Source organism: Kiritimatiellia bacterium, from assembly GCA_025054615.1.
In the GTDB taxonomy this organism is placed as follows: Bacteria; Verrucomicrobiota; Kiritimatiellia; order CAIVKH01; family CAIVKH01; genus JANWZO01.
In genome coordinates, this window is sequence record JANWZO010000005.1 from 69406 (window position 1) to 95782 (window position 26377).

20 protein-coding genes are annotated in these 26377 nt (G+C 61.6%); 16 read left to right on the forward strand and 4 right to left on the reverse strand.

Going from position 1 to position 26377, the window contains the following annotated elements:
* From NZ740_03635 to NZ740_03650, 4 genes are all read left to right on the forward strand, one after another.
* Positions 1 to 987: a hypothetical protein gene (locus NZ740_03635; protein ID MCS6771097.1), complete on the forward strand. Its 987-nt coding sequence runs from the start codon at positions 1 to 3 to the stop codon at positions 985 to 987.
* A 55-nt stretch (positions 988 to 1042) separates the two neighbouring features.
* Positions 1043 to 1753 (forward strand): VTT domain-containing protein, encoded by a 711-nt coding sequence (locus tag NZ740_03640; protein ID MCS6771098.1) that lies wholly within the window; start codon positions 1043 to 1045, stop codon positions 1751 to 1753.
* Positions 1754 to 1787: 34 nt separating this feature from the next.
* On the forward strand, positions 1788 to 3254 hold the full coding sequence (locus tag NZ740_03645; GenBank protein ID MCS6771099.1) for a hypothetical protein: 1467 nt from the start codon (positions 1788 to 1790) through the stop codon (positions 3252 to 3254).
* Between the two features lie 86 nt (positions 3255 to 3340).
* Entirely contained in the window at positions 3341 to 4570 is a 1230-nt protein-coding gene (locus NZ740_03650) for a hypothetical protein (GenBank protein ID MCS6771100.1), read from the forward strand.
* A gap of 18 nt (positions 4571 to 4588) precedes the next feature.
* Here NZ740_03650 and NZ740_03655 read toward each other — a convergent pair whose 3' ends face one another.
* Positions 4589 to 4819 carry a hypothetical protein gene (locus tag NZ740_03655; GenBank protein ID MCS6771101.1) on the reverse strand — a complete coding sequence of 77 codons (231 nt, stop codon included), beginning with the start codon at positions 4817 to 4819 and terminating at the stop codon, positions 4589 to 4591.
* Between the two features lie 119 nt (positions 4820 to 4938).
* Here NZ740_03655 and gpmI point away from each other — a divergent pair, with 119 nt between their 5' ends.
* From gpmI to NZ740_03670, 3 genes are all read left to right on the forward strand, one after another.
* The gene (gene gpmI, locus NZ740_03660; protein MCS6771102.1) at positions 4939 to 6600 is read left to right on the forward strand and encodes a 2,3-bisphosphoglycerate-independent phosphoglycerate mutase; all 1662 of its coding nucleotides are present in this window, start codon (positions 4939 to 4941) and stop codon (positions 6598 to 6600) included.
* Positions 6601 to 6762: 162 nt separating this feature from the next.
* Entirely contained in the window at positions 6763 to 8661 is a 1899-nt protein-coding gene (locus tag NZ740_03665; protein MCS6771103.1) for a cellulase family glycosylhydrolase, read from the forward strand.
* Positions 8662 to 8803: 142 nt separating this feature from the next.
* Complete coding sequence (locus NZ740_03670) at positions 8804 to 9592, forward strand: hypothetical protein (GenBank protein MCS6771104.1); 789 nt, start codon at positions 8804 to 8806, stop codon at positions 9590 to 9592.
* Here the strand turns inward: NZ740_03670 and NZ740_03675 are convergent.
* Positions 9551 to 11215 (reverse strand): SulP family inorganic anion transporter, encoded by a 1665-nt coding sequence (locus NZ740_03675; protein ID MCS6771105.1) that lies wholly within the window; start codon positions 11213 to 11215, stop codon positions 9551 to 9553. The two genes, NZ740_03670 and NZ740_03675, sit on opposite strands and share 42 nt — an antisense overlap.
* 111 nt (positions 11216 to 11326) lie before the next feature.
* Between NZ740_03675 and NZ740_03680 the strand changes: the two genes are divergently transcribed.
* The 4 genes from NZ740_03680 to NZ740_03695 all read left to right on the forward strand — a co-directional run bounded on the left by NZ740_03680 (position 11327) and on the right by NZ740_03695 (position 15302).
* Positions 11327 to 12019, forward strand: a complete 693-nt coding sequence (locus NZ740_03680; GenBank protein MCS6771106.1) for an ABC transporter ATP-binding protein — start codon at positions 11327 to 11329, stop codon at positions 12017 to 12019.
* Positions 12016 to 13158: an FtsX-like permease family protein gene (locus tag NZ740_03685; GenBank protein ID MCS6771107.1), complete on the forward strand. Its 1143-nt coding sequence runs from the start codon at positions 12016 to 12018 to the stop codon at positions 13156 to 13158. Before NZ740_03680 ends, NZ740_03685 begins: the two co-directional genes overlap by 4 nt.
* 64 nt (positions 13159 to 13222) lie before the next feature.
* Entirely contained in the window at positions 13223 to 14344 is a 1122-nt protein-coding gene (locus NZ740_03690) for an ABC transporter permease (protein ID MCS6771108.1), read from the forward strand.
* Between the two features lie 13 nt (positions 14345 to 14357).
* Complete coding sequence (locus NZ740_03695) at positions 14358 to 15302, forward strand: efflux RND transporter periplasmic adaptor subunit (protein ID MCS6771109.1); 945 nt, start codon at positions 14358 to 14360, stop codon at positions 15300 to 15302.
* Between the two features lie 57 nt (positions 15303 to 15359).
* Here the strand turns inward: NZ740_03695 and NZ740_03700 are convergent, their stop codons facing one another.
* The gene (locus NZ740_03700) at positions 15360 to 17030 is read right to left on the reverse strand and encodes a putative manganese-dependent inorganic diphosphatase (protein ID MCS6771110.1); all 1671 of its coding nucleotides are present in this window, start codon (positions 17028 to 17030) and stop codon (positions 15360 to 15362) included.
* 158 nt (positions 17031 to 17188) lie between these two features.
* Between NZ740_03700 and pulA the strand changes: the two genes are divergently transcribed.
* Entirely contained in the window at positions 17189 to 19108 is a 1920-nt protein-coding gene (gene pulA / locus NZ740_03705) for a type I pullulanase (GenBank protein MCS6771111.1), read from the forward strand.
* 27 nt (positions 19109 to 19135) lie between these two features.
* On the opposite strand, the gene NZ740_03710 is transcribed toward pulA, so the two are convergent.
* Positions 19136 to 21850, reverse strand: a complete 2715-nt coding sequence (locus NZ740_03710; GenBank protein MCS6771112.1) for an alpha-amylase family glycosyl hydrolase — start codon at positions 21848 to 21850, stop codon at positions 19136 to 19138.
* Between the two features lie 227 nt (positions 21851 to 22077).
* Between NZ740_03710 and NZ740_03715 the strand changes: the two genes are divergently transcribed.
* The 4 genes from NZ740_03715 to mrdA all read left to right on the forward strand — a co-directional run bounded on the left by NZ740_03715 (position 22078) and on the right by mrdA (position 26377).
* Entirely contained in the window at positions 22078 to 23112 is a 1035-nt protein-coding gene (locus NZ740_03715) for a rod shape-determining protein (GenBank protein MCS6771113.1), read from the forward strand.
* Between the two features lie 90 nt (positions 23113 to 23202).
* Positions 23203 to 24054: a rod shape-determining protein MreC gene (gene mreC / locus NZ740_03720; GenBank protein MCS6771114.1), complete on the forward strand. Its 852-nt coding sequence runs from the start codon at positions 23203 to 23205 to the stop codon at positions 24052 to 24054.
* The gene (gene mreD, locus NZ740_03725) at positions 24051 to 24554 is read left to right on the forward strand and encodes a rod shape-determining protein MreD (protein MCS6771115.1); all 504 of its coding nucleotides are present in this window, start codon (positions 24051 to 24053) and stop codon (positions 24552 to 24554) included. Before mreC ends, mreD begins: the two co-directional genes overlap by 4 nt.
* Positions 24554 to 26377 (forward strand): penicillin-binding protein 2, encoded by a 1824-nt coding sequence (gene mrdA / locus NZ740_03730; GenBank protein MCS6771116.1) that lies wholly within the window; start codon positions 24554 to 24556, stop codon positions 26375 to 26377. The genes mreD and mrdA overlap by 1 nt, the downstream gene beginning before the upstream one ends.

Below are 26377 nucleotides of genomic sequence, written 5' to 3' on the forward strand. Positions count from 1 at the left end.
ATGACCCGCCTTCGAACGATCCGCGCCGCTCCGGAGGTCTGGCTTGCGCGGGCCGCCATATGGATAGTTCCACGGATGTCGCGCCGCGCCCTGATTCGGACGGCCCGGGCGCTGGGATCGCTGGCCTACTACGTGGGCAGAGGGCGTACGCGCCGCATCGCCGAGGCCAATCTGGCGATTGTGTTTCCGGAACGTTCGCCGCGGGAGCGCCGCCGCATCTTGAAGCGATCGTTGCAGACGTTTGCGCAGTCGATGTTGGAGGTCTTCTGGCTCGGTCGCGACGCCGGGAAGCGGCTCGCATCACTTGTGGAGCTAGATTCCTCCTATGACGCGCTGTTGCGGCCGGGCCCCGCGATTTGCGTGACGGCGCACCTTGGCAACTGGGAAGCGCTTGGGATGGCGTTGAGTCTGCGGACGGGCGAGCCGCTGGTGAGCGTGGCCGCGGCGATCAAAAACCGGCGCGTGGATGAATTATTTGTAAACCTTCGGCGGGTGACTGGGCAGGAAATCGTTCCGCGCAAAGGCGCCGTGAGGTCGCTGCTTCGGGCGTTGCGCAGTGGCCGCAAAATCGCGCTGGTGCTGGACCAGAACACAAAGCCGGTGGAGGGCGGAATTTTTGTCGACTTTCTTGGCTTGCCCGCGCCCGTATCCACGGCGCCCGCGCTGTTGGCGCTGCGGACCGGCGCGCCGATTTACGTGGGGGCGGCCATTCCCGTGGAAGGCGGCCGCTATCGGGCGACGCCAGTCGTTCATGTGCCGTTGGAAACCAGCGGGGGTACAGATGAGGAGGTCGTCCGCGCGACCACGGCGCGGATTGCGGCTGAACTGTCCGCCTTGATCCGGGCATACCCGGAGGCGTGGGTGTGGAGTTACAAGCGGTGGAAAATTCGGCCTCCGGGGGCGCTTGAAGCGGCGTACCCCTTTTATTCGCGGCCACTTCATGAAACAGATTTGCCGCGGAATCGGCCGCTGCCCGAGGGGCTGTGATGCGGGCCAACTCCACGGTTGGCAACGCTTCGACGAGCCGATACGTTGCTGACCTATGAGCGAGCCGATCGAACCGACGCCGGGTGGAACGGCCCTCTCCGCGATGCGTCGGCTTGCGGTGTTCCTCGCTGTGGCAGTCGCGGGGATCGCCGCGAGCCACTACACGCACATCGGCGAATATTTCAATACCTCCTCGATGCAGGAACTGGCGGATCGGATGGGCCCCCACGGGGTGGCAATCATCATGGCACTTGGGATCGTGACACCGCTGATGTTTTTGCCGCGCTGGCCGATTGCCTTTCTTGCGGGCCTCCTCTATGGAGTGGGCTGGGGCACTTTGTTGTCGACGGCGGCGTCGACGATCGGCGCGTGGCTCCATTTCATGTTGTCCAGGACGCTGCTGGCGCCGGCGTCTGAGCGGGTGAAGCGCCGGCTCGGGCTGGAGCATGTTCAGATCCCGCGGGACCGCCAGTTCCTGGTCCTGTTTCTGCTGCGCGCGTTTCCCCTTTCGAGCTTTGTGGCGACCAATGTGCTGGCGGGTGCGCTCCGGTTGAGCCGGGGCCGTTTCTTTATGGCGACGTTTCTGGGTATGTTGCCCTCTTCATGGATGTATGCATCCTGGGGCAAGCTAATGAAAAAACCGGATCCGCATTTTTACGGTCTGGCGGCGGTTTCGGTTGTGCTGATTGTCGCAGGAGCGGTGGCGGCGCAGAAGGTTCTTTCGCCCTATTTCCGGCCACGGCCGGAAGATGCCGGAGCGGAATAAAGCGCCTCGTGCCGCTCGGCGGGAGGATTGACGCATGCAGAGTCGATACTGGTTCTGGATTGCCGCGGCGATGTGCGCGGGTCGGATTGCGGTGGCTGCTACGGTCGACGTCACCGGCCCGCGCCAGGTTTCATTGCACCTGTACGATACGGGTCGCGCGCTAGCGTTTGAGCTGCGGCAGGTCACCGCGCCTGCCGGAACCGTACTTTTGCGCGTGCGCGACCTGCCGGCGAGGATAGACCCCACCACCGTGAGCGTAACGCCCGCTGCCGGTGGCGCTGGCATCGACATTCTGGAACAGCGTTTCGAGCATGATCTGGCCGAGTCATCCCGAATGTTGCGGCGCTATCTGAACCGGACGGTTACTGTCGGGCAGGGCGCCGCTGCGGTGGAGGGCCGAATCATCGGCCTGCCCGATTGGAAAGAGCCGCCTCGCCCGTCGGTCCCCCTCGTATTGTCGAAAACGGACGGCTCCGTGGCTGCGTTTTTTTCTCCCGCGGAAGCCGCGCGCATCCACTTCCCCGACGGCGGGGCCGCGCTGGTTGCCGCGCCAACGCTGCTCTGGCGCGCAAGGCTCGCCGCGGATGGCCAGCAAAACTTTCGGCTGTCGTACCAGTTCGACGGACTTACTTGGCGGGCCTTCTACGACGCGGTGGTCCGGCCGGATGGCGGGTCCGCGAGGATCATGGGGCGGATCCTAATCGAAAACCGGTCCGGCGGTCATTTTTCTGACGCTGCGGTGACGCTCCTGGAGACAGAGCGCGGCCGGTCGGCGGGGGCTCCGCAATCGGATGAACCGGCGCCGCAGCGATACTCCTACAGGATTCCGCAGCCGCGCGAGGAGCGGATGATCGCGACGCTATCGCCTGTGCAGTCGCATGCACTCGAACAAAAGGTGAGCCTTCGGGACGGCGAATGGGTCTTGTTGCCGTTGGCGGCGTCCGATTCGGTTCCCATTCGGCGCTTTTACGTCTACGACGGCGTGAGATTTGATCGGTTCCAGCGAAACCGGAGGAACGACTGGAATTATGGGACGGAGTACCACACCACCGTCGACGAGCATATTGAATTCGAGAACATGGGCGCCGTCGGGTTGGGCGTCAACTTCCCGCAGGGACTGATCCGGCTATATCAGCAAAGGTCCGATGGATCCGTGGATTTGGTGGGCGAAGAGGTCATGGCGCCCGTGCTGTCCGGAGGACGGGGTTCCGTCCGCGTTGGCCCCGCCGTCGGGCTCCGCGGCGAGCGCGAACGTACGGGCTATGTGGAAATCCGGCCACTCCACGAGTATGAGGAATCTTTTGAAATCCGACTGGCGAACGAATCGGACCAGCCCGCCGAGATTCGCGTGGTCGAGCATCTATATCGCTGGCCGGACTATGAAATCGTCAAAGCCGACGCGGAATATCAGCAGACTGGCCCGCAGACCATTGAGTTTCGGGCCGAGTTGAAGCCCGGCGGGCGCCGGGCGATTCACTACACCGTGCGCTACCGTTGGTGACCCCTCCGATGAAGCGAGGGCTCATGCTGTGGCGGAGAGCACTCTCCAGGTTTTTCCGGTCGACAGCGGTTGCGGCCGCAGCATGGATGCGCTTCTCTGCCGTGTATGCTGCCGCGCTACCGTCCGCGCCGATGGATGTATCGATGGTGGTTGGAGAAGACCGGGCGGTTGTCGTTGAGCATCACCAGCGTGAACTTTCCGCTGGGCAGTCGGTCGCCCTATTTCGCCTTCCCGGCGAAATCGATGTTTCAACGATTTCGCTAAGCGACCCGGATGGGGTGGCCCGCCTGCTCGACCTGCGCGTTCGCCCGTTTGAGTCGGTCGCAAAAGATCGCCCAAATGCTGTCTGGCCGCTGCAGACTACGGCACCTGTTCGCCCTCAGGCTTGGCTGGTGGAAGCTCGCATTCGAGGGCCTGGCGGCGTGAGGCGTCTGGACGTGATGTATTCGACTGACCGGCTGGCATGGCGCGCGAATTACGATGTTGTGGTCCGGGGCGACATTTCAAATTTGATGGAGCCGTTGTCGGTCGATTTGGAGGGACGGTGCATCATATCGAACGGATTGGCGGTTCCGTTTGAATCGACGCGGATCCGGTTCAAAGGGGCGGCGCCCGGCATTCGAAGGCCTGCGACGGAGAATCGACCTGACGGATTTCTCTGGCTCGATCCGGACAGTCCGTTGGCCGAACTATGGCGGCCACGCCGCCCGGAGCCGGAGCCGCCAGTGTTGTATGTCCTGCCGGAGCGCGTGGCGCTTCCTGCGGGTGGGGAGGCTGCCATTCGCTTTGCCCAGTTGCGCCGGGCGCCGGCGGAACGGGTCTTTTTGATGGAAAGCGAACGGGTGCCGCAGACCGGGTCATGGTATCCTCTGCATCAGGTGCTTGCTTTCGCGAACGACAGGCGGGCTGGCTTGGGGGTTCCGTTGCCGCCAGGACATGTGCGCGTTGCCTCAGGCGCCGGGCGGCTGGCGCTATTGGCGGAGGGCCGGCTGCCCCACACGCCGTCCGGATCGCCGTTACGGATCGAGATCGGACCCATGCCCGGCGTGGTCGGCGCGCGCCGGTCGCTGGGCCGGAGCCGCTCGGCCGCTGGATTTGCCGAAGAGACCATTGAGCTCCGCCTCATGAATCAACTGGCTTCCGATGTGCGCGTGGAGATCGTTGAGCGGCCCCCGGCCCCTTTGGGGTGGGATGTCACACGCTCGACCCTGCCCTACCGGACGGAATTCGGTCGATTGCGTATGGAAATTCGTGTGCCGGCGCAGAGGGAGGAACGCGCGACCTACACGGTTCGTCTGAAGGAGCCCGAGGGCTGAAGACCTGCCAACCGCCGGCTACGGCTGGACGGACAGTAACGCCCGGGGATCCGGGATCGACGCCCGTTCGTTCTGAGCCCGTAACCAGCGCGCCTGAAATTGGTAGAGCAGGCTGAACAGCAGAACCAAAACTATGACGAAAGCGGCAAATTTCAGGTTGTCTTTCAGCGGGCGGTTCCGGCTTGGGAAGTCGAGTCGGAAACGGCCATAGTTGATGATGGGCGGCGGTGTTCGCGGGTGGTGCTTCATCCCACCTATTATCATACCATGGAACCTGCAGAGGGAAAACCTAATTGCGCTGAAAGGCTTGATTGGTAATCCGCTGCGCCTACCATCGCGCCAACGAACCGTTAAGCGAAGGGAATCTTATGCCGCCTCTCAATCGATTGTCGTCTTTTTCAGGGCCCCGCGGTCCCGTGGTGCTGGCGATCATGGATGGCGTTGGCATCGGCAAATACCGCGAAGGGGATTTTGTCGCGTCGGCCTTTAAACCGAACTGGGATTGGCTTCGGCAGAACGCGGTGTACACGGAGCTTAAGGCGCACGGTACGGCCGTCGGGATGCCGTCCGATGAGGACATGGGTAATTCGGAGGTTGGCCACAATGCGATCGGGGCGGGCCGCGTCTTTGCTCAGGGGGCCAGCCTCGTCGAGCGGGCGATCGAGAGCCGGTCGATCTTCGAGGGGGAGACATGGAAGGAACTGATCGCCAACGTGCTGAAGCACAATTCACAACTTCATTTGCTCGGCCTGTTGTCGGATGGCAACGTGCACAGCCATATTCGACACTGGTTCGCGCTGATTCGCGAGGCTCGGGCGGCCGGTGTTCGGCGGCTGCGATGCCACATTCTCCTCGACGGTCGCGATGTGCCGCCTCAGTCGGCGCTGACCTATGTTGACCAGCTCGAGGCGCTGCTCCGTGAGCTGAGCGGCGGAGAGTACGATTATGCGATCGCCTCGGGCGGCGGACGCCAGGTGATCACGATGGACCGCTACGAAGCGGACTGGAACATGGTCAAGCGCGGCTGGGACATCCATTGGCGCGGCATCGGACCTCAGTTCTCAAGTGCGCGCGAGGCCATTGAAAAATATCGAGCCGACAATCCGGGGATAATCGATCAAGACCTTCCGCCATTCGTCATTGTGCGGAACGGGAAGCCGGTTGGCACGCTTCACGAGCACGACAGCGTAATCATGGTCAACTTCCGGGGGGACCGCGCGATTGAGACCTGCCGTGCATTCGAGGAGGAGCCGTTCACGAAGTTTGATCGCGGCCCGCGGCCGCGCGTGAAATTTGCCGGCATGATGGAATATGACGGCGACACGCATACTCCGAAAAAATTCCTCGTCCCACCTCCGGCGATTGACCGGACGATGGGCGAGTATTTGGTCCATTCCGACGTCTCGATTCTTGCCGTCAGCGAGACGCAGAAATACGGGCATGTCACCTATTTTTTCAACGGAAACCGCTCGGGAAAGTTCGACGAACGACTCGAAGAGTACGTAGAAATCAAATCCGACCGCGTCCCCTTTGAACAGCGCCCCTGGATGAAGGCTGCCGAGATCACGGACGTTGCCCTTGAGTCCATTCGGGCGAACAAGCACCGATTCATCCGGATCAATTATCCGAACGGGGACATGGTCGGGCACACGGGCGTTCCCCAGGCGGTGCAAATTGCGGTCGAAGCGACTGATCTGTCGGTGGGCCGTCTGATGGAGGCGATTCGCGAGGCGCAGGGAATTCTGGTACTTTCTGCCGACCACGGCAACGCGGATGACATGTTTGAGCGCAACAAGAAGGGCGAAATTGTCCTCGATCCGCGGACGGGCCGACCGAAGGCCAAGACGAGCCATTCGCTGAATCCCGTGCCGTGTTTCATCTGGGACCCCGCGGGGGTGTCCAAAGCGAGACTCTCCGAGGCGGGCCGGAGGGGCGGCCTCGGGATCACGAGTCTGGCGGCCACATGCCTCAGGCTGCTGGGGTTTGAGCCTCCGGAGGACTACGATCCGGCTATTGTCGATGTCGGCTGATTTACCGACATCAAATTCGGGTATTCTTTCAAGCTGGATGTAGAATCCGCGGAGGCGCCTTCGCCCCTATCGGCAGCGATTGCGTTCAAGGCGGAGGGAGATGGATTCCGCTTGAAATTCCGAATAGCTGAACAGGTTGCGCCAACCGAAAGGGCGGAAGGTATGGGACAAGAGAGCACCCGTGTGCCGTTCGTCGCGATTGGCGGTATATGGTTTGCCTTAGTCGTGGCGGTCGTCGCCGCTCCGTCGAATCCGCCGAAATTGGCCAAAGTCGCACGATTAGACGTGTATGCCGAGCCCGAAGTGGGCGCCATTCACTACGGAGCGTCCACCGATGGAGGCGGCTCGATCCGGCGGGCTTCTTGGGTTTCGGCAGGCGAACGACCACGGATTTATGTGGCGACCTGGCCCATCCGCCATTTTGAATGGACCTCCATCGGCCTGTCCTTCGTGCCATCGAACAGTGGAACGGTTGTCCTTGACCTGCTGGGACAATGGGAGATGTCGCCATCTGGAACGATTTACCGGCAGGAGGTCTTGTGGGACGCCGTGACCGCCATCGGCGCATCGGTTTCGAACGGGAGTTTCGAGGTGATGTCGGGCGGTTCGCCCGTGGGCTGGTTCAATCCCTGGGGCGGACCGGTGACTCTTGTAACTAATCCGGCGCCGGTTGACGGCGCGCGCGCCGTATCCGTCTGGCATGACCGCCGGTTGCGGACCATCATCAGTGTTACCGCAGGCGTTCCCGTGGAAATTCGAGCCTGGGCGCGCGCTGCCATTCCGGAGGGGTATATCGACTCGCAGAGAATTGAGGCCACGAATACCCCTGCCCATGAAGCCAGCCGGCGCTTCATGCGCGGCGTGAATCTAGCCAACTGGTTTGAAGCGCCACCAGGCGCCGATTGGGGCGGAGGGCCCATCGGCCCGGCCGACCTCGATGCGATTGCTGCCGAGGGATTTGACCACGTGAGGGTGCCGGTTCGGTGGAGCGCGCATACCGGTCCGGCGCCGGACTACGTGATTTCCAACACTTTTTTCCAGCAGGTGAACGCCGTGGTCACCGGCGCGATCGCCCGGGGCCTGGGCGTGATTGTGAACGTTCACCACTTCGACGAGTTCTTTTCAAATCCGCCGGCTTGGACGAACAAGCTTTATGCAATATGGGACCAGCTTTCGGCCCTGTACGCCGGAGCGCCCTCGAATCTCGCGTTCGAAATTCTCAATGAGCCGCACGGCGGGGCGACGACCGAATTCATGAACGGGGTCTACGCGTATCTGATCCCGCGCATTCGAAATCTTCATCCGGAGCGGCTGATTTTTGTGGGACCGGGCGCTTTCAACCATGTGGAAGAACTGAGCAACCTGCGGTTGCCGATCCAAGACTCGAATTTAGTCGTGACGATTCACTCCTACGAGCCCTTTCTGTTCGCAAATCAGGGCGCCACATGGGTTGGTTACCAGGCGCTGACCACAAATCTCGTCTATCCGGGTCCCCCGCCGGCGCCAATGTCTCCGCATCCGACCTCGGCAACCGACCCGGCCGTGGTTGAATGGTTCGAGCAGTACAATTCGCTTCCGAGCGAACGAAACCCTTGCAGCAGCAACGCCTTCGTGTACCTGCTGCGGCATGCAGCGGCTTGGTCGCGGTATTACGGGCGTCCGGTCCACGTCGGTGAATTTGGCTGCATCGCCAAGGCCGATGCCTCATCCCGCGCGCGGCATCTTCGGGAATTTCGAGAAGAGATGGATCGTCTGGGGCTCGGGTGGGCGCTCTGGGATTGGAAAGCCCTGTATTTTTATTGGGATCGCAGCGCCAATTCGCCTGCGGCGGGTCTTCGCGAGGCCTTGTTTCCTCCGATCCGATTGGCATGGGGGCTGGAGCCGATGCGAATCGACTCTCTGCTGGCACGCGGCAAACGAATTGTTGTGGAGCAGGCGGAGGTCGACATCACGGCATGGTCGCCAATTCTGACTCAAATCCTCGACGATGCCCGATTCGTGTTCCCCGTCACGGGATCAAGCCCAGTTGCCGCATTTCGATTGCGCTGGATCAGTCCCTAATCGAAATTCAAAATTTATGATTAGTCCGATAGAAAAGACCATGCGAATGCGCGCGAGGAGGCTTGCGTTGATACTGGCCTCTGCTTTGTTCGCGTCTGGGTGCGCGACTGTTCCTTATCGTTACGGCGTTGACCGGACGGGGATGGGCCCTGCAGTCGACAAAATTCCGCCAGGGGAAGAGCAGATTGAACGGGGCAGGCCCAATCTCCTGATCGATGGAATCGGCTGGGTAGTGGGGATCCCATCAAAGATCCTGTTGCTGAACCTGAAAGTCGACAATCATAACATCGGCAATGAAACCGAAGCCGCGATTCGCGAATATCTCGCGGTCAACGGACTGACTGAAGTCAAAGTACGCCTCAACCAGTACGCGCCGATCGACGAGTGGCGGCGCCTCCGGCGGAACCGCGAGGTTGGGTGGGGTTGGCGTTATACGCTCGGCACACTCTCCTGGCTTTACTATACCCTCGTGCCCGGCCGAATCTTTGGTGGAGACAACTACAATCCCTACACGGACACGATTTCGCTCTATTCCGATGTGCCGGCGATCGCACTACACGAGGGGGGACACGCGAAGGATTTTGCGAAACGCAGAAGGAAGGGACTCTACGCCGCCGTCTATCTGATCCCCGGAGTCTCCCTTTACCACGAGGCGCAGGCCACCGGAGATGCGCTCGGATATTTGCGCGAGAATGCAGACGCCCGGGCCGAAAAAGAGGGCTATCACATTCTCTATCCGGCGTATGCCACCTATATCGGGGGCGGTTTGGTTAAAGTGGTTCCGTTCTCCTGGATTACGTGGGGCGCAGTTGGGGTGGGTCACGTCGCCGGGCGCGTGCAGGGAGCCCGGGTCGACGAAATGCGGCAGCAGGCACGAGATGGAATCGATTCAGCCGACGTCCCGGGGCAAGATCGCGAGGGCGGCCTTTAGCGCGTCAATCCGAGTGGGACAGTCCTGTACAGGAGAACCTTCTCCCAGCAACTGGAGGCGCTGAAGCCGGTCGCGCGCCTTGCCCTTGGCCCCCGCGACGATGACATGGGCGCCGCCGGCCAGCGCATCGCGGATCACGTTTTCGATCGAAAGGCCGGCTGTAGTGCCGAGAATGGTCACATCGCTCAAGTCCAGAATGAGGACGCTGGCATCCTTCATCGCAGCGTGTTGTCGCGAAATCGCATCCGCGACGCCGAAAATCATCGGGCCGCTCATGTGGAACAGAACCACCCTGCCGTGGGCGAGTTCGAACAACGTGCGCTCTTCATCGGTCAACGCCACGCCCTCGTGGGATGAGGGATCAATGGTTTTGATCATCGACTGTTGGTATTTCGACAGGTTGTCGATGGTCAGAATGTTGGCGATGAACATCCCCACTCCGACCGCGACGATAACGTCCACGAACACGGTCAGGAGCAGGACGCCATACATCAGACAGGTAGAGGTCATCGAGACCCGGTGGGCTCTGCGCATGAAGCTCCAATCGAGAATGCTGACGCCCGCCTTTGCTGTAATTGCGCCTAGGACCGCGAGCGGCACGTTGGAGAGGAGGGGACCGGCCGCTGCGGCGATCGCAAGTAGAATCAATGCGCGGAAGACCCCAGAACGCGGTGTGCTGGCGCCACTCTGAATATTGACGACCGTACCCATGGTGGCGCCGGCACCCGGCAGGCCACCAAACAGCCCCGATACGAGGTTGCCAATCCCCTGGCCGATCAATTCGCGGTTGGAATCGTGTTGAGTCCGCGTCAGACTGTCGGCGATTTTGGCGGTCAGCAGGGCATCGACGCATCCCAGTAGCCCGAGAATCATGCCGTCCAACACGACCACGAAGAGAAGATCTGGATCTACGATAGGCAGTTGGAATTTGGGCAGACCGGTCGGGATTGTGCCGAGTCGGCGGAGATCCACACCTCCCAACCAGAGTGTGGACAGCGCAGTACCCATTATCAGGACAATCAGGTTCGGCGGGATCCATTGGCGCCAAGAAGACGGGACCAGGAATAGAAAGGCAAAGGCCCCCACAGCCAGAGCAAATTCAGGCCATTTGATGTCAACAGCTAGCCCGGGTAATTGCCTCACGATGCCGACGGCGCCGCCGCCAGGGGCTGGGTGCCCGAGAAAGGCGGGTATCTGCAGCAGGATCAGCAGGATGCCGATACCCGACATGAAGCCCGATACCACGGCATAGGGCATCAGGGTGATGAAGCGGCCCAGTTTAAGCCTTCCGACCGCGATTTGGGTCAGTCCAGCAATCATGACCGTAGTAAATCCGAGGGGAAGCGCGTGGTCTGGATACTTGGCGGACAGGTTGGTCAGGACGGCGGTGAACATCAGGGTCATTGGCCCCGTGGGTTCGGAAATGAGCGTCCGCGTGCCGCCAAACAGCGCGGCGAACAGACCCACCAAAACGGCCCCGTATAGGCCAGCTTGTGCGCCGGCGCCGGATGCGACGCCAAAAGCCAGCGCCAGCGGCAGAGAAACAATCGCTGTGGTCAAACCGCCGAAGAGATCCCCCTTGAGACCCTCGCGGGAAAGCAGAAACCTCCATCGTTCGTTCATAACCAAAGGCTAACGAGATCCCAAACCGTCGGCAATGTCGAGAACATGTATCCGCTGGAGAGGCCATCTCTATTGAAGTAAGCTCTTGAGCTTCTGACCGAAAGCCCTGTCGTGGCTCCGATAGTCCAGATTCGGGATCTCACAAAAGTCTATCAGCAGGGTGAGATCGATATTGTGGCGCTTCGCGGCGTTTCGCTGGATATCGAGTCCGGTGAATTCGTCGCCCTGATGGGGCCAAGCGGTTCGGGAAAAAGCACGTTGCTGCACCTGATCGCGGGCATCGACCGCCCCACGTCCGGTTCCTGCAGGGTCGAGGGCGTGGATGTCTCCTCGTTGACAGAGACCGAGTTGGCGGAATGGCGCAACAGCCATATCGGATTCGTCTTTCAGACCTTCAATCTCATCCCCGTGCTCACCGCGCTCGAAAACGTCGAGCTTCCCCTGCTCCTGACCGGTCTTTCGGCGGACGAACGCCGCGCGCATGCGGAGGCGGCCCTTGAACTGGTAGGGTTGAAAGACCGCCTGCACCACCTGCCGAGGCAGTTGTCCGGCGGCCAGGAACAGCGCGTCGCGATCGCAAGGGCGATTGTCACAGATCCAGTGTTGATTGTAGCCGATGAGCCCACGGGCAATCTCGACGCCAAATCCGCCGCGGAGGTCCTCGCGCTGTTGGAATTTCTTAATCAGCGGGCGGGCAAAACGATCATCATGGTCACGCACGATCCAAAGGCGGCGGCCCACGCGCGTCGTGTGTTGCACCTGGAGAAGGGCGAATTGCTGCGAGACGAGGAGGTGCGCCGATGACCGCAGCCGGATTTGTCGTTCGAAATGCGATCCGCAACAAGCGGCGCGCGTTGCTTACGGTGCTAAGCGTCGCGGTCAGCCTGTTTCTGTTCACCACCCTGCAAACCGCGCTGCGGGAGATGACCAACCCTGCGGAAAGCGATCAGTCCGCCCTCCGCGTGATCACCCGTCACCGCGTCTCCCTCGCTAATGTGCTGCCGGAGCGCTACCTCCACCGCATTCGGCAGATCGACGGGGTTGAAGCGGTGACCAAGTTCACATGGTTCGGAGGCATCTATCAGGACGAGCGGAACTTCTTTCCACAATTCGCCGTGGACCCGGAATCCATCTTCAAGGTCTTCACCGAGGCAAAGGTCGACCCCCTTCAGCTCGATGCTTTTTTGCGCGAGCGCAACGCGGCGGTCGTCGGCATCAAGACGATGGAGCGCTTCGGATGGAAGCTGGGAGATCGCATCACGCTCCGAGGGACCATTTGGGATTGCAATCCCGAGCTGGTTATTCGCGCGGTGTACAGGGGCGGTATCGACGAAACCAACCTAATGTTCCACCACGACTATTTTGACGAACTCATGGGTCGGCTTGGCATTACCGGTACGTTCTGGATTCGCGTGCGAAGCCCCGATGTCGTGCAGTCAGTGATCGATGCGATCGATCAGTCATTCCGCAACAGCGAGGCGGAAACGAAGACGGAAACTGAGCGCGCCTTTCAGTTGGGCTTCATTTCAATGTTCGGGAACATTCGCATGCTGATCGGTTCGATCTCAACGGTCATTGTGTTCACCATCATTTTGGTCACGGCCAGCACGATGAGCATGGCCATCCGCGAGCGGATCCGCGAAATCGCGGTGCTCAAGGCGCTGGGGTTTAATGGCCGCCACCTGTTTGGCTTTATTCTCGCGGAGTCGTTCGGTCTGGCGATGGCAGGGGGACTTCTCGGATGCGTCGGCGCGTGGGCGCTTTATTCGAACATCGACATCTACACAATCACGCGCGGCTTTTTCATCAAATTTGAAGTCACGCCGCATATTCTCGTCTCCGGCCTGTTGATCGCAGGGGCGCTCGGGGTGATCAGTTGCGTCGCGCCGGCGCGCGCCGCCATCCGCACTTCCGTGGTCGCCGGTCTCAAGGAGCTCGATTGATGCGCTTCGGGAATTGCCTTTCATGACCGCCATTCCTCTTAGCTACAATTTGCGGAATCTCCGCGTGCGATGGCGAACAACCGTCGCCACGATTCTCGGAGTGGCCTTGGTTGTGGCGGTGTTCATCATGGTCATGGCGCTCGCGCGCGGGCTGAAATCGACATACATCCAGACTGGCCACCCGATGAATCTTTTGGTGCTGCGGCGGGGATCGACGGCCGAGTCCAGCAGCCAGATCATGCGCGAGGACATCATCCGCATGAAATACCTCGACGGAATTGCGCGCGACGCGAAGGGCCGCCCCCTGTTCTCGCCGGAGATTATCGTCCTCATTTACCTCAATCGTTTGGGCGCCGAGGTCGGAGGCAATGTCGTCATGCGCGGCATGAATGAGATGGGTCTGGCGCTCCGAACGAACGTGGTGCTCACCGAGGGTCGAATGTTCCAATCGGGCCGTTTTGAATGCATCGTGAGCCGGCGGCTCGTGGACCGGTTCGCAAACTGTCGGATCGGCGAGCGCTTCCGCGCGGGCAAGGCGGAATGGACCGTGGTTGGCATCTTCGAGGCCGGCAAAAGCGCATACGAATCCGAAATATGGGCCGGTGCGGATGAGGTCCGTGATGCGTTCAACCGCAATTTTTACGGGTCGGCGTTGATCCGACCCACAGATCTGAAAGCTGCGGAGCGCCTCATACGGCGGATCGAGTCCGATCGAACCCTCAACACCCGAGTCCTTTGGGAGACAGACTACTACCGGGAGCAGACCAAGACCGCGGGTCCCATCCAGTTCATGGGCGGGTTCCTTGCGGTGATCATGAGCATCGGCGCCGCTTTTTCGGCGATGAACACGATGTATGCCGCGGTGGGGGCGCGCGCGAGAGAAATTGGCACACTGCGCGTACTCGGCTTTCGGCGGCGGGCCATTTATGCGTCGTTCCTTCTCGAATCGATCGTGCTGGCGTCCATCGGCGGCCTGCTCGGATGCCTGCTCTCCATGCCGCTCAACGGCGTCGCGACGGGGGCGTTCAGTTGGACGACGTTTTCCGAGGTCGCCTTCGAATTCCGCATCACTCCCGATCTGCTTGGGCAGGGGATGGCGTTCGCCGCGGTGATGGGCGTGCTGGGCGGCCTGCTACCTGCCCGGGTCGCGGCCCGGAAACCGGTGCTCGAAGCGTTGAAATCATGACGGTGAGGAGACCATGAATTCGGATACACTTTCCAAACTGGCCATACCCCCGGAAAAGAAACGGGCGGCGCGCCGCGGTCCGCGCGTCCTGCTGATTGCGATCGTGCTTTTTTTCGCTGTCGGCGTGGCGGTTTGGTGGGCCACTCGTCAAACCGCAAGTCCGAAGCCCACCCCTGCAGCCGTGCGCGCGATCGAATCGGCCCCTGCAAACGAGGAGGAGAGAGATGTGGTCCTCACCGTCAGCGGCTACGTCATTCCCCGCGAGCGAATTGAAATTAGCCCGCGGTTCCAGGGAACCGTCGCATGGATCGGTGTCAAGAAAGGCGACGTGGTCCGCAAGGGCGACGTCCTTGTGAAACTGGAGGAGGAGGAGTACCGCCTGCGGGTTGAAGAGGCCGAGGCGCGCGCAGCGCGCGCCGAGGCAGAACTGGAATTCGCGCGCGCCCAGTTGCGTCGTGCCGAGCAGCTCCGCAGCGGAGATGCCTCGAGCGAGGAGGAGCTGGATGCCGCCCGCCGCGCCAGCCGGCTCGCCGAAGCAGAGCTTCGTTCGGCAAGGGCGTCACTAGAACTAGCGCGCCTATATTTGTCGTGGTGCACAATCCGTGCCCCCATTGACGGCGTGATCCTGGAGAAACTGGTGAGTCCGAATGAGCTCGTCACACCGGTGAATTTCGGCGGAAGCCGAGGTCCCAGCACCGCGTTCCTCGCAATGGCCGACCTCAACGACCTGCAGGTGGAAATTGACCTCAATGAGGTCGATACGCCCAAGGTTTACCTCAACCAGCGATGCCGGATCAGTCCCGAGGCCTATCCCGAAAAGGTGTACGACGGCTTCGTTGCCGAGATCGCGCCCGAGGCGAACCGGTCCAAGGGCACCTTGCAGATCAAGGTCCAGATCCAAAATCCCGACCGATTCCTTACGCCGGAACTCAGCGCGAAAGTCGAATTTCTCAGGTAGGCGAAATCGCCGGAATCGAACCTGCCCAACCTTGCGAGGGGGAATGCGGGGTCCGGTTCATGCCGGTTGCGCAGTGCCGAGGCGCGAGAGAACGAGCATGATGTGAGGCAGGAGCTGCTTCTTGCGGCTCACGACGCCGTCCAGTTGAAAGAGGCCGTCAGAAAGCTCCGGATAATCGATAGCGTCCTTGACCCGCGGATCCCCGGCCACCAGCAGGAGGCTGTTCTGGTGCGTGATGTCCGTCACCATCAGCGCCGCAAAGTGAAGGTTGCGGTCGGTGGCCATTTTCGCTAGTGCGGCCTGCAAGCCCCGACGATGCTCGGCAAAATGGGCGAGGTCGAGTTCCTCGATCTGCGCGACGGCGAAACGCCAGCCCATCTCGGCATATTCCTTGCAATCCATCGCGACGGCTTCGTCGGGGGTTTTGAGTTCGAGCACGGACCCGGCCGCAAACAGTTTTTCCGCAAACGCCCGCGGGTCGAAGGCTGCGGCCTCGGCGAGCCAGTCGAGCACGGTGCGGTCGGCATGGGTCGACGTCGGCGATCGCAGCAGGAGGGTGTCGGATATGATGCCCGCGGCGAGGCAGAGAGCCATTGGACGCGGGGGCGGAGCGTTGCGATGCATCAAAAATTTGCCGATGATCGTGCAGGTGGAGCCGACCGGTTCGTTGATGAATCGGATTGGCTCGCGGGACGTCAACCCTCCGCCGAGCCGGTGGTGATCGATCACCTCGAGAATCTCCGCCTGGTCCGCTCCGGTCACCGCCTGACTTAGTTCGTTGTGGTCCACAAGAATCAAGCGGGCCCTCGGCGGGTTCACGAGGTCCGACTTCGAGAAGACGCCGACAAGCCGGCCCTCGTCGTCCATGACCGGAAACAGGTCCTGCGCGGCCGCCGACACCTCGCGGGCGACGCTGTCGACGCGCGCATTCGCCGGAATGCGCGCGAATTCCGTCTCGATGGCGGGCCGTATGGATTTCGCGCTGCGGATCAACAAGGTCGTGGTGGCGGTGTCGTGCGGGCTGTAGACGACGCTGACCCCCCGCTCGCGCGCGTTCTCCAGCAGTTCGTCCGCCATGGAATAGCCGCCTGTGACGACAATCGCCCGGACGCCGTATTCGATGGCATGCGTCTGGATGGTCGGTCGGTCGCCGGTCACGATCAGGCATCGGCCGGGCGGGAATTTTTTCATCCGCTCCGTGAAGCCGCGAGCGCTCATCGCGGCGACCATCATCAGAAATGTCTGCGGCGCATCGGCATCGATGCCAAGGATGAGGGAGCCGCCGAGCACCTCAGTGAGCCTGCGCAGGCTTGTCTCGACCTCTCGGGAGTCGGCATCGGGGCGGTCTTCCGGAAGCACCAGCTCCATGAGCCGCGGGAACGAGATCAGGCCGCGAAGGTTTTTTTCGGCATCCAGCACGGGCATCACACGGATGCGCCTCTGCAGCATCCGCCGATACACGGTGTACAGCGGTTCGTCGGTTTGCGCCGAGATGACGTCCTTTTGCGCGATATCGGCGATTGTAGGGCGCACGTCCATCACCAGGCGCGGCGGCGGAAGACCCGCCTCCTGCAGGGCGCATTGCGTCCGAGCATTGATCTCGCCGCAACAGGCCGCCTCCGCAGCGAGCCGGTTGTGCTCCGCGAGAAACCATGCATATCCGATGGCTGCGCAGATGGCATCCGTGTCCGGATTTTTGTGGCCAATCACGAGCAGGGGGGCACTCATCAGCTTTAGCCTACCAAAAATCCGGCCCGCGATTCATCCTCAAATCTTGCGAAGGAAATGGCGCGCTCCATTACCATTTGCCCGTCCGAGCGGGAATTGGAAAACGCTTGTGGCGCAGCCCTAAAACGGCTGTATGATCACGGCGCACTGATCCATCCATGGACTTCGGTTCTGCATCCTTTCGAAGGCGCTATCACTATGACGGCGCAGACCTTGGCGCAATTTGGTCCAAGTCCCGCACGCGATTTCGGCTTTGGGCGCCACTGGCGGATGAGATTCACCTTGTTTTGTACCGCGAAGGGCTGGGCGGACCGGTTGTCGGCATGTGGCCGATGCGGCGGGCCGAAAAGGGAACATGGGTGCGGGAGGTGGAGGGGGATTGGGCCGGAGTTTATTATACCTATCGCGTGCGCCACGGCGCCGAGACTCGCGAAGCCGTCGACCCCTATGCCAGGGCGGTCGGGGCGAATGGGCAGCGAGGCATGATTGTGAACCTCGCGGCGACCCACCCGCCGGGCTGGGCGCGCGACCGCAAGCCACCGTTCCGCCGTCCGACGGATGCAATCATCTACGAGCTGCACGTCCGGGATGCGACAATCCACCCTTCAGCCGGCGCCAGATGGGCGGGAAAATTTCTCGGCCTGACGGAGCGCGGGTTGCCGTTTAGCGCCGGACTTGACCATCTTCGACAGATGGGTGTGACCCATGTCCATTTGCTGCCTGTCTTTGACTTTGCGAGTGTCGATGAGACCCGCACGGGCAAGCGGCAGTACAATTGGGGTTATGACCCTCTAAACTACAACGTGCCGGAGGGATCGTATTCCACGAACCCATTCGACGGGGCGGTCCGAATTCGTGAGTTCAAGCAGCTCGTGCTCGCTTTCCACCGCGCCGGATTGCGCGTGGTGATGGATGTGGTTTACAACCACACGTTCTTTGGCGGGGAATCGCATTTTCACAAGATTGTGCCCGGCTACTACCACCGCCAAACGGCAGACGGCGGTTTTTCGAATGGATCGGGTTGCGGAAACGAAATCGCGTCAGACCGTTCGATGGTGCGGAAGATGATCATCGACTCACTCTGTTATTGGGCCGCCGAATACCACGTCGATGGCTTCCGATTCGACCTCATGGGGCTTCACGATCTGGACACGATGAGAGCCGCTCGGCGCGCGTTGGATGCGATCGACCCCTCCATCCTGCTTTACGGCGAGGGCTGGACCGGTGGCGATACGCCACTCCCTTGGGAAAAGCGGGCCATGAAGACCAACATTCGCAAGTTGGATCGGATCGCGGCCTTCAATGACAACATCCGCGACGCGATTAAGGGCCCGGTGATGGATCTTACCAGGAAAGGATTCGTGCAGGGTGAATCGGGACTGGAGGAAGCCATCAAGGCCGGAGTGATCGCGCAGGTCCGACACCCGCAGGTTGAATATCCGCCGGGCGATGATTGGCGCGGCCCCTGGGCCGGGGAACCGTGGCGGTGTGTGACTTATGATTCCTGCCACGACAATCATACGTTGTGGGACCGGCTTAGCTTGTCGGAGAAGCGTGCCCCCGTCTCGCTCCGGCTCCGCATGAACAAGCTGGCGGCGGCGATTGTCCTGACCTCACAGGGCATCGCGTTCCTACACGCCGGTGAAGAGTTCGCGCGCTCCAAACGCGGGGTGGAGAACAGCTACAACAAGCCGGATTCCATCAACGCGCTGGACTGGCGCCGCAAGGAAAAATTCTCGGATCTGGTCGCCTATTACCGCGGACTGATCGCTTTGCGCAGGGCGACGCCGGAATTCCGCCTCGACTCTGCCGAAGAGATTCGTCGGCGGTTGACGTTTCTGCCAGGGGCGCCGGCAGGGACGGTCGCGTTCTTGATCGTGGGTGACCACCGCCATGTCGTGGTGGTTTATAACGCGAATCGCGAACCTGTTGGGGTCAACCTCCCTCTGGCGCGATGGTCCGTCGTTGTGGATGGAGAGCGCGCGGGCACGCGGCCACTTCGGAGATGCAGCGGCGGCCGGATTGAGGTCGCGCCGGTCAGCGCGTTTGTTGCATTCGGCTCGCCCGAGATTGCCTGATACGCAGCGCCAACGCCGTCGCGCGTTTTATCGGCTCGCCAGTTCTTCGCTTCCTGTCGCGAATACGGCGACCTCCCCGGGTTGGAGCCTCACCACAAGTCCATTTTCGCGCAGTGTCCACTCGCGTCCTTCCAAGACCGGCCGCCAGGGACCTGGGACGGGGAGCCGAATCAGCGCCGACTGCGGAGCACGGCTGAAATTGCCGACAGCCAGCACGGAACCGCCGGCTCCCGTGCGATCCACAGCGGCGATGCCCTCGGGAAGGCCTTCGTGGATCGAGACCCACTCGCCCCGCAGCGCAGGATGGGTGGTCCGCAGCCGGGTCAGCTCGCGAACTGCGCGAAAGAGCTGGCGATTTTCACCCGCAAAGATCCCTCGGGTGCGGTCCCAACGGATGGGATTCGGGCCGACGATTTTGGGCGTGTCTTCTCCATGCTCCTGTCCGGCATAGGCCATCATCGGTCCGGGCGCCAACACCATCATTGCATAGGCGAGTTCCGCGCGGCGACGCGCCTCGGATCTGGAATAGCCTCGGGCGAGCAACCCTCGCATGATGCGTTCCTCATCGTGACTCTCCACATACGCGATGCGCTGCAACGCGCTCGTGAAGCCGATCCGCATGGGCACCATCAGGTCGGCGAAGGCTGCGCGGTCGAGCGTGGCGTCCAACACCATCCTCCTTAGGTTCCACATAAAGTAATCCCCCCACGTCGTATCCATCTCCGTCTGGTTGACCAGCGCAGGGTCGGAGGGCATATGCTCGGCGATCATCCACGCGTCGGGATCCGTTTTTCGTCCGACATACGCGAACCAACCAGCTCCCCAGTCGTTGTAGCCCTCCCACTCGACGAAGCGTGTTGCGTCGAAGCGAATCCCATCGATGCGGTACTCACGCAGCCAGAACGCGATCGCATCCTGCATATAGCGGCGAACGGCGCGCGAGCGCTGGTCGATGTCGGGAAAGCCCCAATTCTCCCCTCGATATTCCCGGAAATAGGGACTTGCGGCGTAGTCATGGCCGTAGAGTTGGAACAGGGGGCTACTCCGGTCCATGTGGTTGTATACGGCGTCCTGGATCACCGCGATTCCCCGTCGGTGCGCCTCATCGATCAGCCGTTTGAGGTCGCGCGGTGATCCGTAGGTCGGCTCAACCGCGAAGTGAAAGGCAGGATTGTAGCCCCAACTGTCGGTGCCCGGCACAGCCGTCCATGGCATGATTTTTAGCGCATTGAACCCGAGGTCTCGGATGTAATCCAGCCGCGAGATCAAGCCGGTAAATCCGCCGCCGGGCTGCATATCCATGAGGTGAAGTTCGTAGATCGCCAACTGGTCCAACGGCGGTCGGATACGGTTCGTGACGGTCCAGACAAAGGCTTCGTCGCCGACTCTCAACACGGCGCGGGCGTTCCACGGTTGATAACATTTTTGTCCCGCTGCGTTCGTCCACACGATTTCCCGCGCATAGGGGTCGGCGAGCAGGCGGCGGCCCTCGATCGCATATTGATAGCGCCATACGCCATTTGAAATCGGCCGGCGCACCCACCACGTGCCGTCGGGCGAGTAGTTCATCATGTCGGCAAAAAGATCCCACCCGTTGAAGTCGCCCACGAGAGAGACGAACCTCTTGCCCGGCGCATGCAGGGCGAAGGTCGCCGTTCCATCCCCGTGGATGGTTGCTCCCCACGGCGTTCCGGGAGGAATCGGTTCGATCCGGTGAGGGGGCAGCTTCCAAAATGCGATCTCGTGGAGCGACACCCGTCCCGCGCGCTCCGCGGAGGCCGTCAGCAGGTGCCGCCCGAACTCGAGCGTTTCGAATGGGATCTTCAGCTCGAGCGGCGTTCGGGTGGAAGAGGCGATGACATTCCCATTTAGACGTAGCTCGACCCGGTCGGCGCGCTTCGCGCGCAGCGCCACCTCCGGCGCTTCCACTACCACCTGGTCCGGTTCCGGCGCGATGATTTTCACCTCGGGGTCATCCGCTCCAACTTCAAACGAAATCGCGATGTTGTAGTTGCGGCCCGCATCGGTGTCCCATTCGTCGCCCCAGTGGGCGGCCATGTGCAGGGTGTGGATGACCTGTTCCGGCCGGTTGAATGGGCCGAGCACGGCGATCGAAACGCCGTTGGAATCCGGACGGCTCAGAGGGGTGTCGAGTGCGAGGCCGTCACGGGTCGGAAAGGAGCCGGACGGCCAGTAGGCGCGAATCGGCGGCTGCCACATGTCGTTTTCCGCGTTGACGCCCCATCGAAGGAATCCCCCCGGCTTGCTGCGGAAGACTTTCACGATGATCCGGTCATTGATTGTCGGCTCCAAAGGATCAACGGCGATTCGACCGAACGACACCGGGATGTTGAAATTTTTCTCGTCTTTATTGGACCAGGATCCATCGTCCCAGTGAATGGCAAAATTGAGTGCGCGGACCAGTTGGCCGGTGTTATTGAACGGCCCCAGTACGGCTCGCAGGACGCCCTTTTCATCCGGTCCGGACATTCGGGTCCTGGTGGCCACGCCGTGCTGCTCGGACCCTGGCGGACGATGGGCCGGGATCGCCTCTTCCCAGAGGGTACCAACGGCATTCACTCCCCAGTGGAGGATCGCCCCTTGCTTAGCACCATGAATTTCGATCGTGATGGGGTCATGGATGGAGGGATTGGGCGGAGAATGAACGATGCGAACGGAGTCGGCCATCACTTCGCCAACCCATGCGATCGCCCCCATCAGCACGAATAAGTATACGAACATAGCACCTCGAGCTTAATCGATACAGAACGATGTTGCCAGAAAGAAGATGTCGAGCTCGATAAAGCTATTCATTTACGATCGATTATTAGATTGGATGGGGGCGAAAAGATGGCGCGACAACAGGGAAGGGGTGGGAGGAGCGTTAGGTCGGTGGCTCTTTCGGTCTTGACGGAGCGAATCGGCGTCCCTCACTATCCGTGAAATGGTTGCGTCAAACCCAGCCTCTCATGCTGAATAGCCTCCTCGGACTCTTTTCGAACGATATCGGGATCGATTTAGGCACTGCCAACACCTTGGTGTACGTCAAGGATCGCGGAATCGTGCTGCGGGAGCCGTCTGTTGTCGCGATTCAGGCGGGTACGCGGCGGGTGTTGGCGGTGGGCGAAGAAGCAAAGCGGATGCTGGGCCGGACCCCCGGCAGCATCGTGGCCATCCGGCCACTCAAGGCCGGCGTGATTGCCGACTTTGAGATTACGGAGGCCATGTTGCGGTACTTCATCCGCAAAGTGCACAATCGCCGCAAATTGGTGCGGCCTCGGGTGATCGTGGCCGTGCCGAGCGGCATCACAGAGGTGGAGAAGCGCGCGGTCAAAGATTCGGCAATGCATGCCGGCGCGCGCGAAGTTTTTTTGATCGAAGAGCCGATGGCGGCGGCGATCGGCGTGGGCCTGCCCGTGCAAGAGCCAGCCGGCAACATGATTGTCGACATCGGGGGGGGTACCACGGAAGTGGCGCTGATTTCCCTCGCGGGGATCGTGTTCAGCCGAAGCGTCCGCGTCGGCGGCGACGAGATGGATGAGGCGATCATCCAGTACATCAAGCGCGTATACAACCTGCTCATTGGCGAGCGAACAGCCGAGGAAATCAAAATCGCGATCGGCTCGGCCTATCCATTGGAAGAAGAAATGTCGATGGAAGTTAAAGGTCGCGATTTGGTCGCCGGGCTGCCAAAAACGCTTACGCTGACTTCGGAGGAAGTCCGAGAGGCGCTTCAGGAGCCGGTCTCCGCGATCGTCGAGGCGGTTCGTTTTACGCTGGAGCGGTGCCCGCCGGAACTGTCCGCCGATCTGGTGGACCGGGGCATGGTGCTTGCTGGAGGCGGCTCGCTCCTGCGGGGGCTGGACAAATTGATCGCCGAACAAACCGGGTTGCCCGTCCATGTGGCGGATGACCCGCTGAGCGCTGTAGCCGAAGGAACGGGCATTGTCCTCAATGAATTGAATTTCCTCCGGAAGGTCGCCCGTTCCGATAAGGTGTATTAGCGCCTAATCTGTCTCGTCGCCGGGCGGTGGTGTAACGGGTCCGGCGATGCATGAGCGGCAAGAACTCGATCGAATCGGAGTCGGTTGCCCATGAGGCAATCGCGCGTCATGGTCTGGGCGGCCCTAGCCGTCCTACTCGCGGCGCTCCTCAATCTCCCGCCAGCCGTCGGTAGTGGGGTGAAAAACGCGGTGCGATCCGCTATGGCGCCCTTGCAGGAATCGGTGGCCGAAACGATTCGCCGGTTGCGGGCCGGCTGGGACACGGTTCGCGGCCTGGGCGGATTGGCGGCCGAGAACCAGCGCATGGCCACCGAAATTGCGAGGCTTCTGGGCGAGGTGCGCAACCTCCGATCCCTCGAGCGGGAAAACGAACAACTCCGAGCGGTACTCGGATTCACCAGCCGGGCGCAAGGTGATCTCATTCCTGCGGAGGTGATCGCCCGCGGCCGGGACGGTTGGTGGCAGACCTTCCGCATCAACAAGGGCCGGTCGCAGGGTGTCGAGACGAACATGGCCGTCATTTCCGTGGACGGGCTGGTCGGGCGCGTGGTTTCAGTCGCGGAACGCTCGGCCGAGGTTCTCCTGATTTCTGACCCAACCTGTCGGGTGGCGGGCCAGGTTTTGAGGACCGGTTCGTTTGGCATCGTGTCGGGGCGGGGGCCTCAATGGGACGGCTCCGTGGTGTGTCGAATGGAATTCATCAACAAAAATATCCCAATCCGGCCCGGCGACGAGGTGATTACTTCCGGGTTGGGTGGTGTTTTCCCGAGAGGGTTGTTGATCGGGTATGTCGATCGGGTCGCCGTGGACCGATCGGGGCTTTATCAATACGCCGACGTTATCTCGAAGGCAGATATCGGAACACTCGAATATGTCTTTGTTGTCAGGATGGTTTCGCCGGGAGCGCCCTACATTCGGGCCGATGAGGGAGTGGCGCGATGAATCAGGTGGCTATCCTGTTTTCGCTCGTAGTGGCCGCATTGTTGCAGGCCGCGCTGCCGACGTCCGTGTGGACGGGATGGGCGCCCGCCCCGCTGCTGGCCGGCGTGGTCGTTTATTTTTCGCTGGTCCGCTCGCGCGTCCATTTGATGGAGGTCGCCCTGCTGGCGGGTTTGGTGGAGGACAGTCTGAGCCAGGTCCCGCTGGGCACGACCAGCTTCGCTTACGCCGTCTCGAGTCTGGCCATTGAGCGTTGGCGGGCGAGCTTGGCGGTCCGGCATTGGACCACGCATGCGGCTGTTGCCGCTGCGGTGAATGCCGCCACGACGGCATTTGCGTTTTTGATGCTGTTGAAGGATGGGTTGATCGAGCCGCAGCCCTACGCGGTTGTGCTCCGGCTCGTCGGATCGGTGGTTTTGGGCGGGGTCTTCGGCCCGCTGGTTTTCCAGGCGATGGAGGGCCTGGATGACACGTTGGGCCTTGCGGAATCCGAGTCGGACTGATGGCGCGCGAGAATCCATGGAATGACGAGGTGCTGCGCTTGCGCGCGCTGTTCGCCGTAATGATCGCCCTTTTTCTCGTGCTGGCGGGTCGCTTCTGGCAGATCCAGATCCATCGCGGCCCGATGTATGAACAGGATCAGTTCCGACAGAGCATCCGGCGCGTGCGCCTGCCCGGGGTTCGCGGTCGGCTGTTTGACCGGCACGGCCGGGCGGTGGCGGATAATCGGCCTAGCTACACGCTTTCCATCTATCTCGAAGAGCTGCGGAAACCTGGTTCATGGGACCGCACCATCGATGCGGTGGAAGAGTTGCTGCGGACTCTTTCGCCGATTGTTGGTTCCCCGCCCCGACTATCGCGGACCGAGATTCGGAACCACATCCGCAAGCAACTGCCCTTACCGCTGCATGCCTGGCGCGACCTCGATGAGGCCGCGATGGCTCGATTTGCCGAGCTGGCAGGCCGCATTCCGGGCGTTGACATCCAGGCGGACAGCACCCGCGTCTATCCCTTCGGCTCGAGGGCCGCGCATGTGCTCGGCTATGTCGGCCGCGCGGATGCCTCCTCAGATGACGGCGAGGAGCCTTTCCACTATTACCTGCCGGAGGTAGCCGGCCGGAGCGGTCTGGAAAAAACGTTGGATCCCCTGCTGCGCGGCGAAGCAGGCGGGCGGCTGGTCCGCGTCGATGTCACCGGCTATCGCCGCTACGACTTTGGGCAGCGGGATCCGCGGCCGGGTCGCGACGTGATGTTGACGTTGGACATGCGCGTGCAGGGACTTGCCGAGCAGGCGCTTGGCGAGGATCCAGGCGCGGTTGTCGTGCTGGATCCCCGGAACGGAGACATCCTCGCTATGGCCAGCCGTCCCGCGTTCGATCCGAACGAATTTGTGCCGTCCATTCCTCCGACGCGATGGCGGCAGCTCAACCAGGACCCCAAAACGCCTCTGCTGAACCGCGCGGTGGCCGGCGGCTACGCGCCGGGCAGCACGTTCAAGCTGGTCACCGCGCTGGCGGCTCTGGAAAGCGGGCGCAGCCATCTCGGCGACATCCACACCTGCTCGGGGTCGTTCCAGTTGGGCCGGACCACATTCCGCTGCTGGTTCCATCCGGGCCACGGGGTGCTGAACCTCCGACAGGCGATCGAGCAGTCGTGCAATGTCTATTTCTTCGAGATGGGTTTGGCGGCAGGAATCGCGCGCATTCACGAGATGGCGTCCCGGATGGGCCTTGGATCGCGGACCGGAGTCGAACTCGATTTCGAAGTGGCGGGACTGGTTCCCAACGACGAATGGAAACGGCGCACGCAGAGGGACGCCTGGCGCGATGGGGATACTTGCAACGTGGCGATTGGCCAGGGCGCCATCGTGGTCACGCCGCTGCAGATGGCGCAAGTCACCATGCTTATCGCAAACGGCGGCCGGCTCTATCGCCCGAGGCTCGTCCGAGGCATTCGCGACTTCGGCGCCGATTCTTTCGCGATGAACTCGCCCGTGCTGGTCCGCGAGATGAACTGGCACGCTGCCGTGCTCGAAGCGGTGAGGCTGGGCATGCGGGATGTGGTGCATGGCGAACGCGGCACCGCACGGCGCGTCGCGATCTCGGGCGTGACGGTCGCTGGGAAGACTGGGACAGCGGAATTCGGCCGCAAGGAAGATCGACGGCGTCATGCGTGGATGGTGGCGTATGCGCCGTTCGATGCGCCGCGGTACGCGATATCGATCGTTGTCGACGAGGGGATTTCTGGCGGGGAAACGGCGGCTCCGCGGATGAGGCTCCTTCTTGAGGGATTGCTGGCGGCAAATGACTCGGAGGGTCAAGGCTGA

What these genes read in the sequence shown, in the direction of transcription:
- NZ740_03635 (MCS6771097.1), top strand. Translation starts at nt 1, where the DNA reads ATGACCCGCCTTCGAACGATCCGCGCCGCTCCGGAGGTCTGGCTTGCG.
- NZ740_03640 (MCS6771098.1), top strand. Translation starts at nt 1,043, where the DNA reads ATGAGCGAGCCGATCGAACCGACGCCGGGTGGAACGGCCCTCTCCGCG.
- NZ740_03645 (MCS6771099.1), top strand. Translation starts at nt 1,788, where the DNA reads ATGCAGAGTCGATACTGGTTCTGGATTGCCGCGGCGATGTGCGCGGGT.
- NZ740_03650 (MCS6771100.1), top strand. Translation starts at nt 3,341, where the DNA reads ATGCGCTTCTCTGCCGTGTATGCTGCCGCGCTACCGTCCGCGCCGATG.
- NZ740_03655 (MCS6771101.1), bottom strand. Translation starts at nt 4,819, where the DNA reads ATGAAGCACCACCCGCGAACACCGCCGCCCATCATCAACTATGGCCGT.
- gpmI (MCS6771102.1), top strand. Translation starts at nt 4,939, where the DNA reads ATGCCGCCTCTCAATCGATTGTCGTCTTTTTCAGGGCCCCGCGGTCCC.
- NZ740_03665 (MCS6771103.1), top strand. Translation starts at nt 6,763, where the DNA reads ATGGGACAAGAGAGCACCCGTGTGCCGTTCGTCGCGATTGGCGGTATA.
- NZ740_03670 (MCS6771104.1), top strand. Translation starts at nt 8,804, where the DNA reads ATGGGCCCTGCAGTCGACAAAATTCCGCCAGGGGAAGAGCAGATTGAA.
- NZ740_03675 (MCS6771105.1), bottom strand. Translation starts at nt 11,215, where the DNA reads ATGAACGAACGATGGAGGTTTCTGCTTTCCCGCGAGGGTCTCAAGGGG.
- NZ740_03685 (MCS6771107.1), top strand. Translation starts at nt 12,016, where the DNA reads ATGACCGCAGCCGGATTTGTCGTTCGAAATGCGATCCGCAACAAGCGG.
- NZ740_03695 (MCS6771109.1), top strand. Translation starts at nt 14,358, where the DNA reads ATGAATTCGGATACACTTTCCAAACTGGCCATACCCCCGGAAAAGAAA.
- NZ740_03700 (MCS6771110.1), bottom strand. Translation starts at nt 17,030, where the DNA reads ATGAGTGCCCCCCTGCTCGTGATTGGCCACAAAAATCCGGACACGGAT.
- pulA (MCS6771111.1), top strand. Translation starts at nt 17,189, where the DNA reads ATGGACTTCGGTTCTGCATCCTTTCGAAGGCGCTATCACTATGACGGC.
- NZ740_03710 (MCS6771112.1), bottom strand. Translation starts at nt 21,850, where the DNA reads ATGTTCGTATACTTATTCGTGCTGATGGGGGCGATCGCATGGGTTGGC.
- NZ740_03715 (MCS6771113.1), top strand. Translation starts at nt 22,078, where the DNA reads ATGCTGAATAGCCTCCTCGGACTCTTTTCGAACGATATCGGGATCGAT.
- mreC (MCS6771114.1), top strand. Translation starts at nt 23,203, where the DNA reads ATGAGGCAATCGCGCGTCATGGTCTGGGCGGCCCTAGCCGTCCTACTC.
- mreD (MCS6771115.1), top strand. Translation starts at nt 24,051, where the DNA reads ATGAATCAGGTGGCTATCCTGTTTTCGCTCGTAGTGGCCGCATTGTTG.
- mrdA (MCS6771116.1), top strand. Translation starts at nt 24,554, where the DNA reads ATGGCGCGCGAGAATCCATGGAATGACGAGGTGCTGCGCTTGCGCGCG.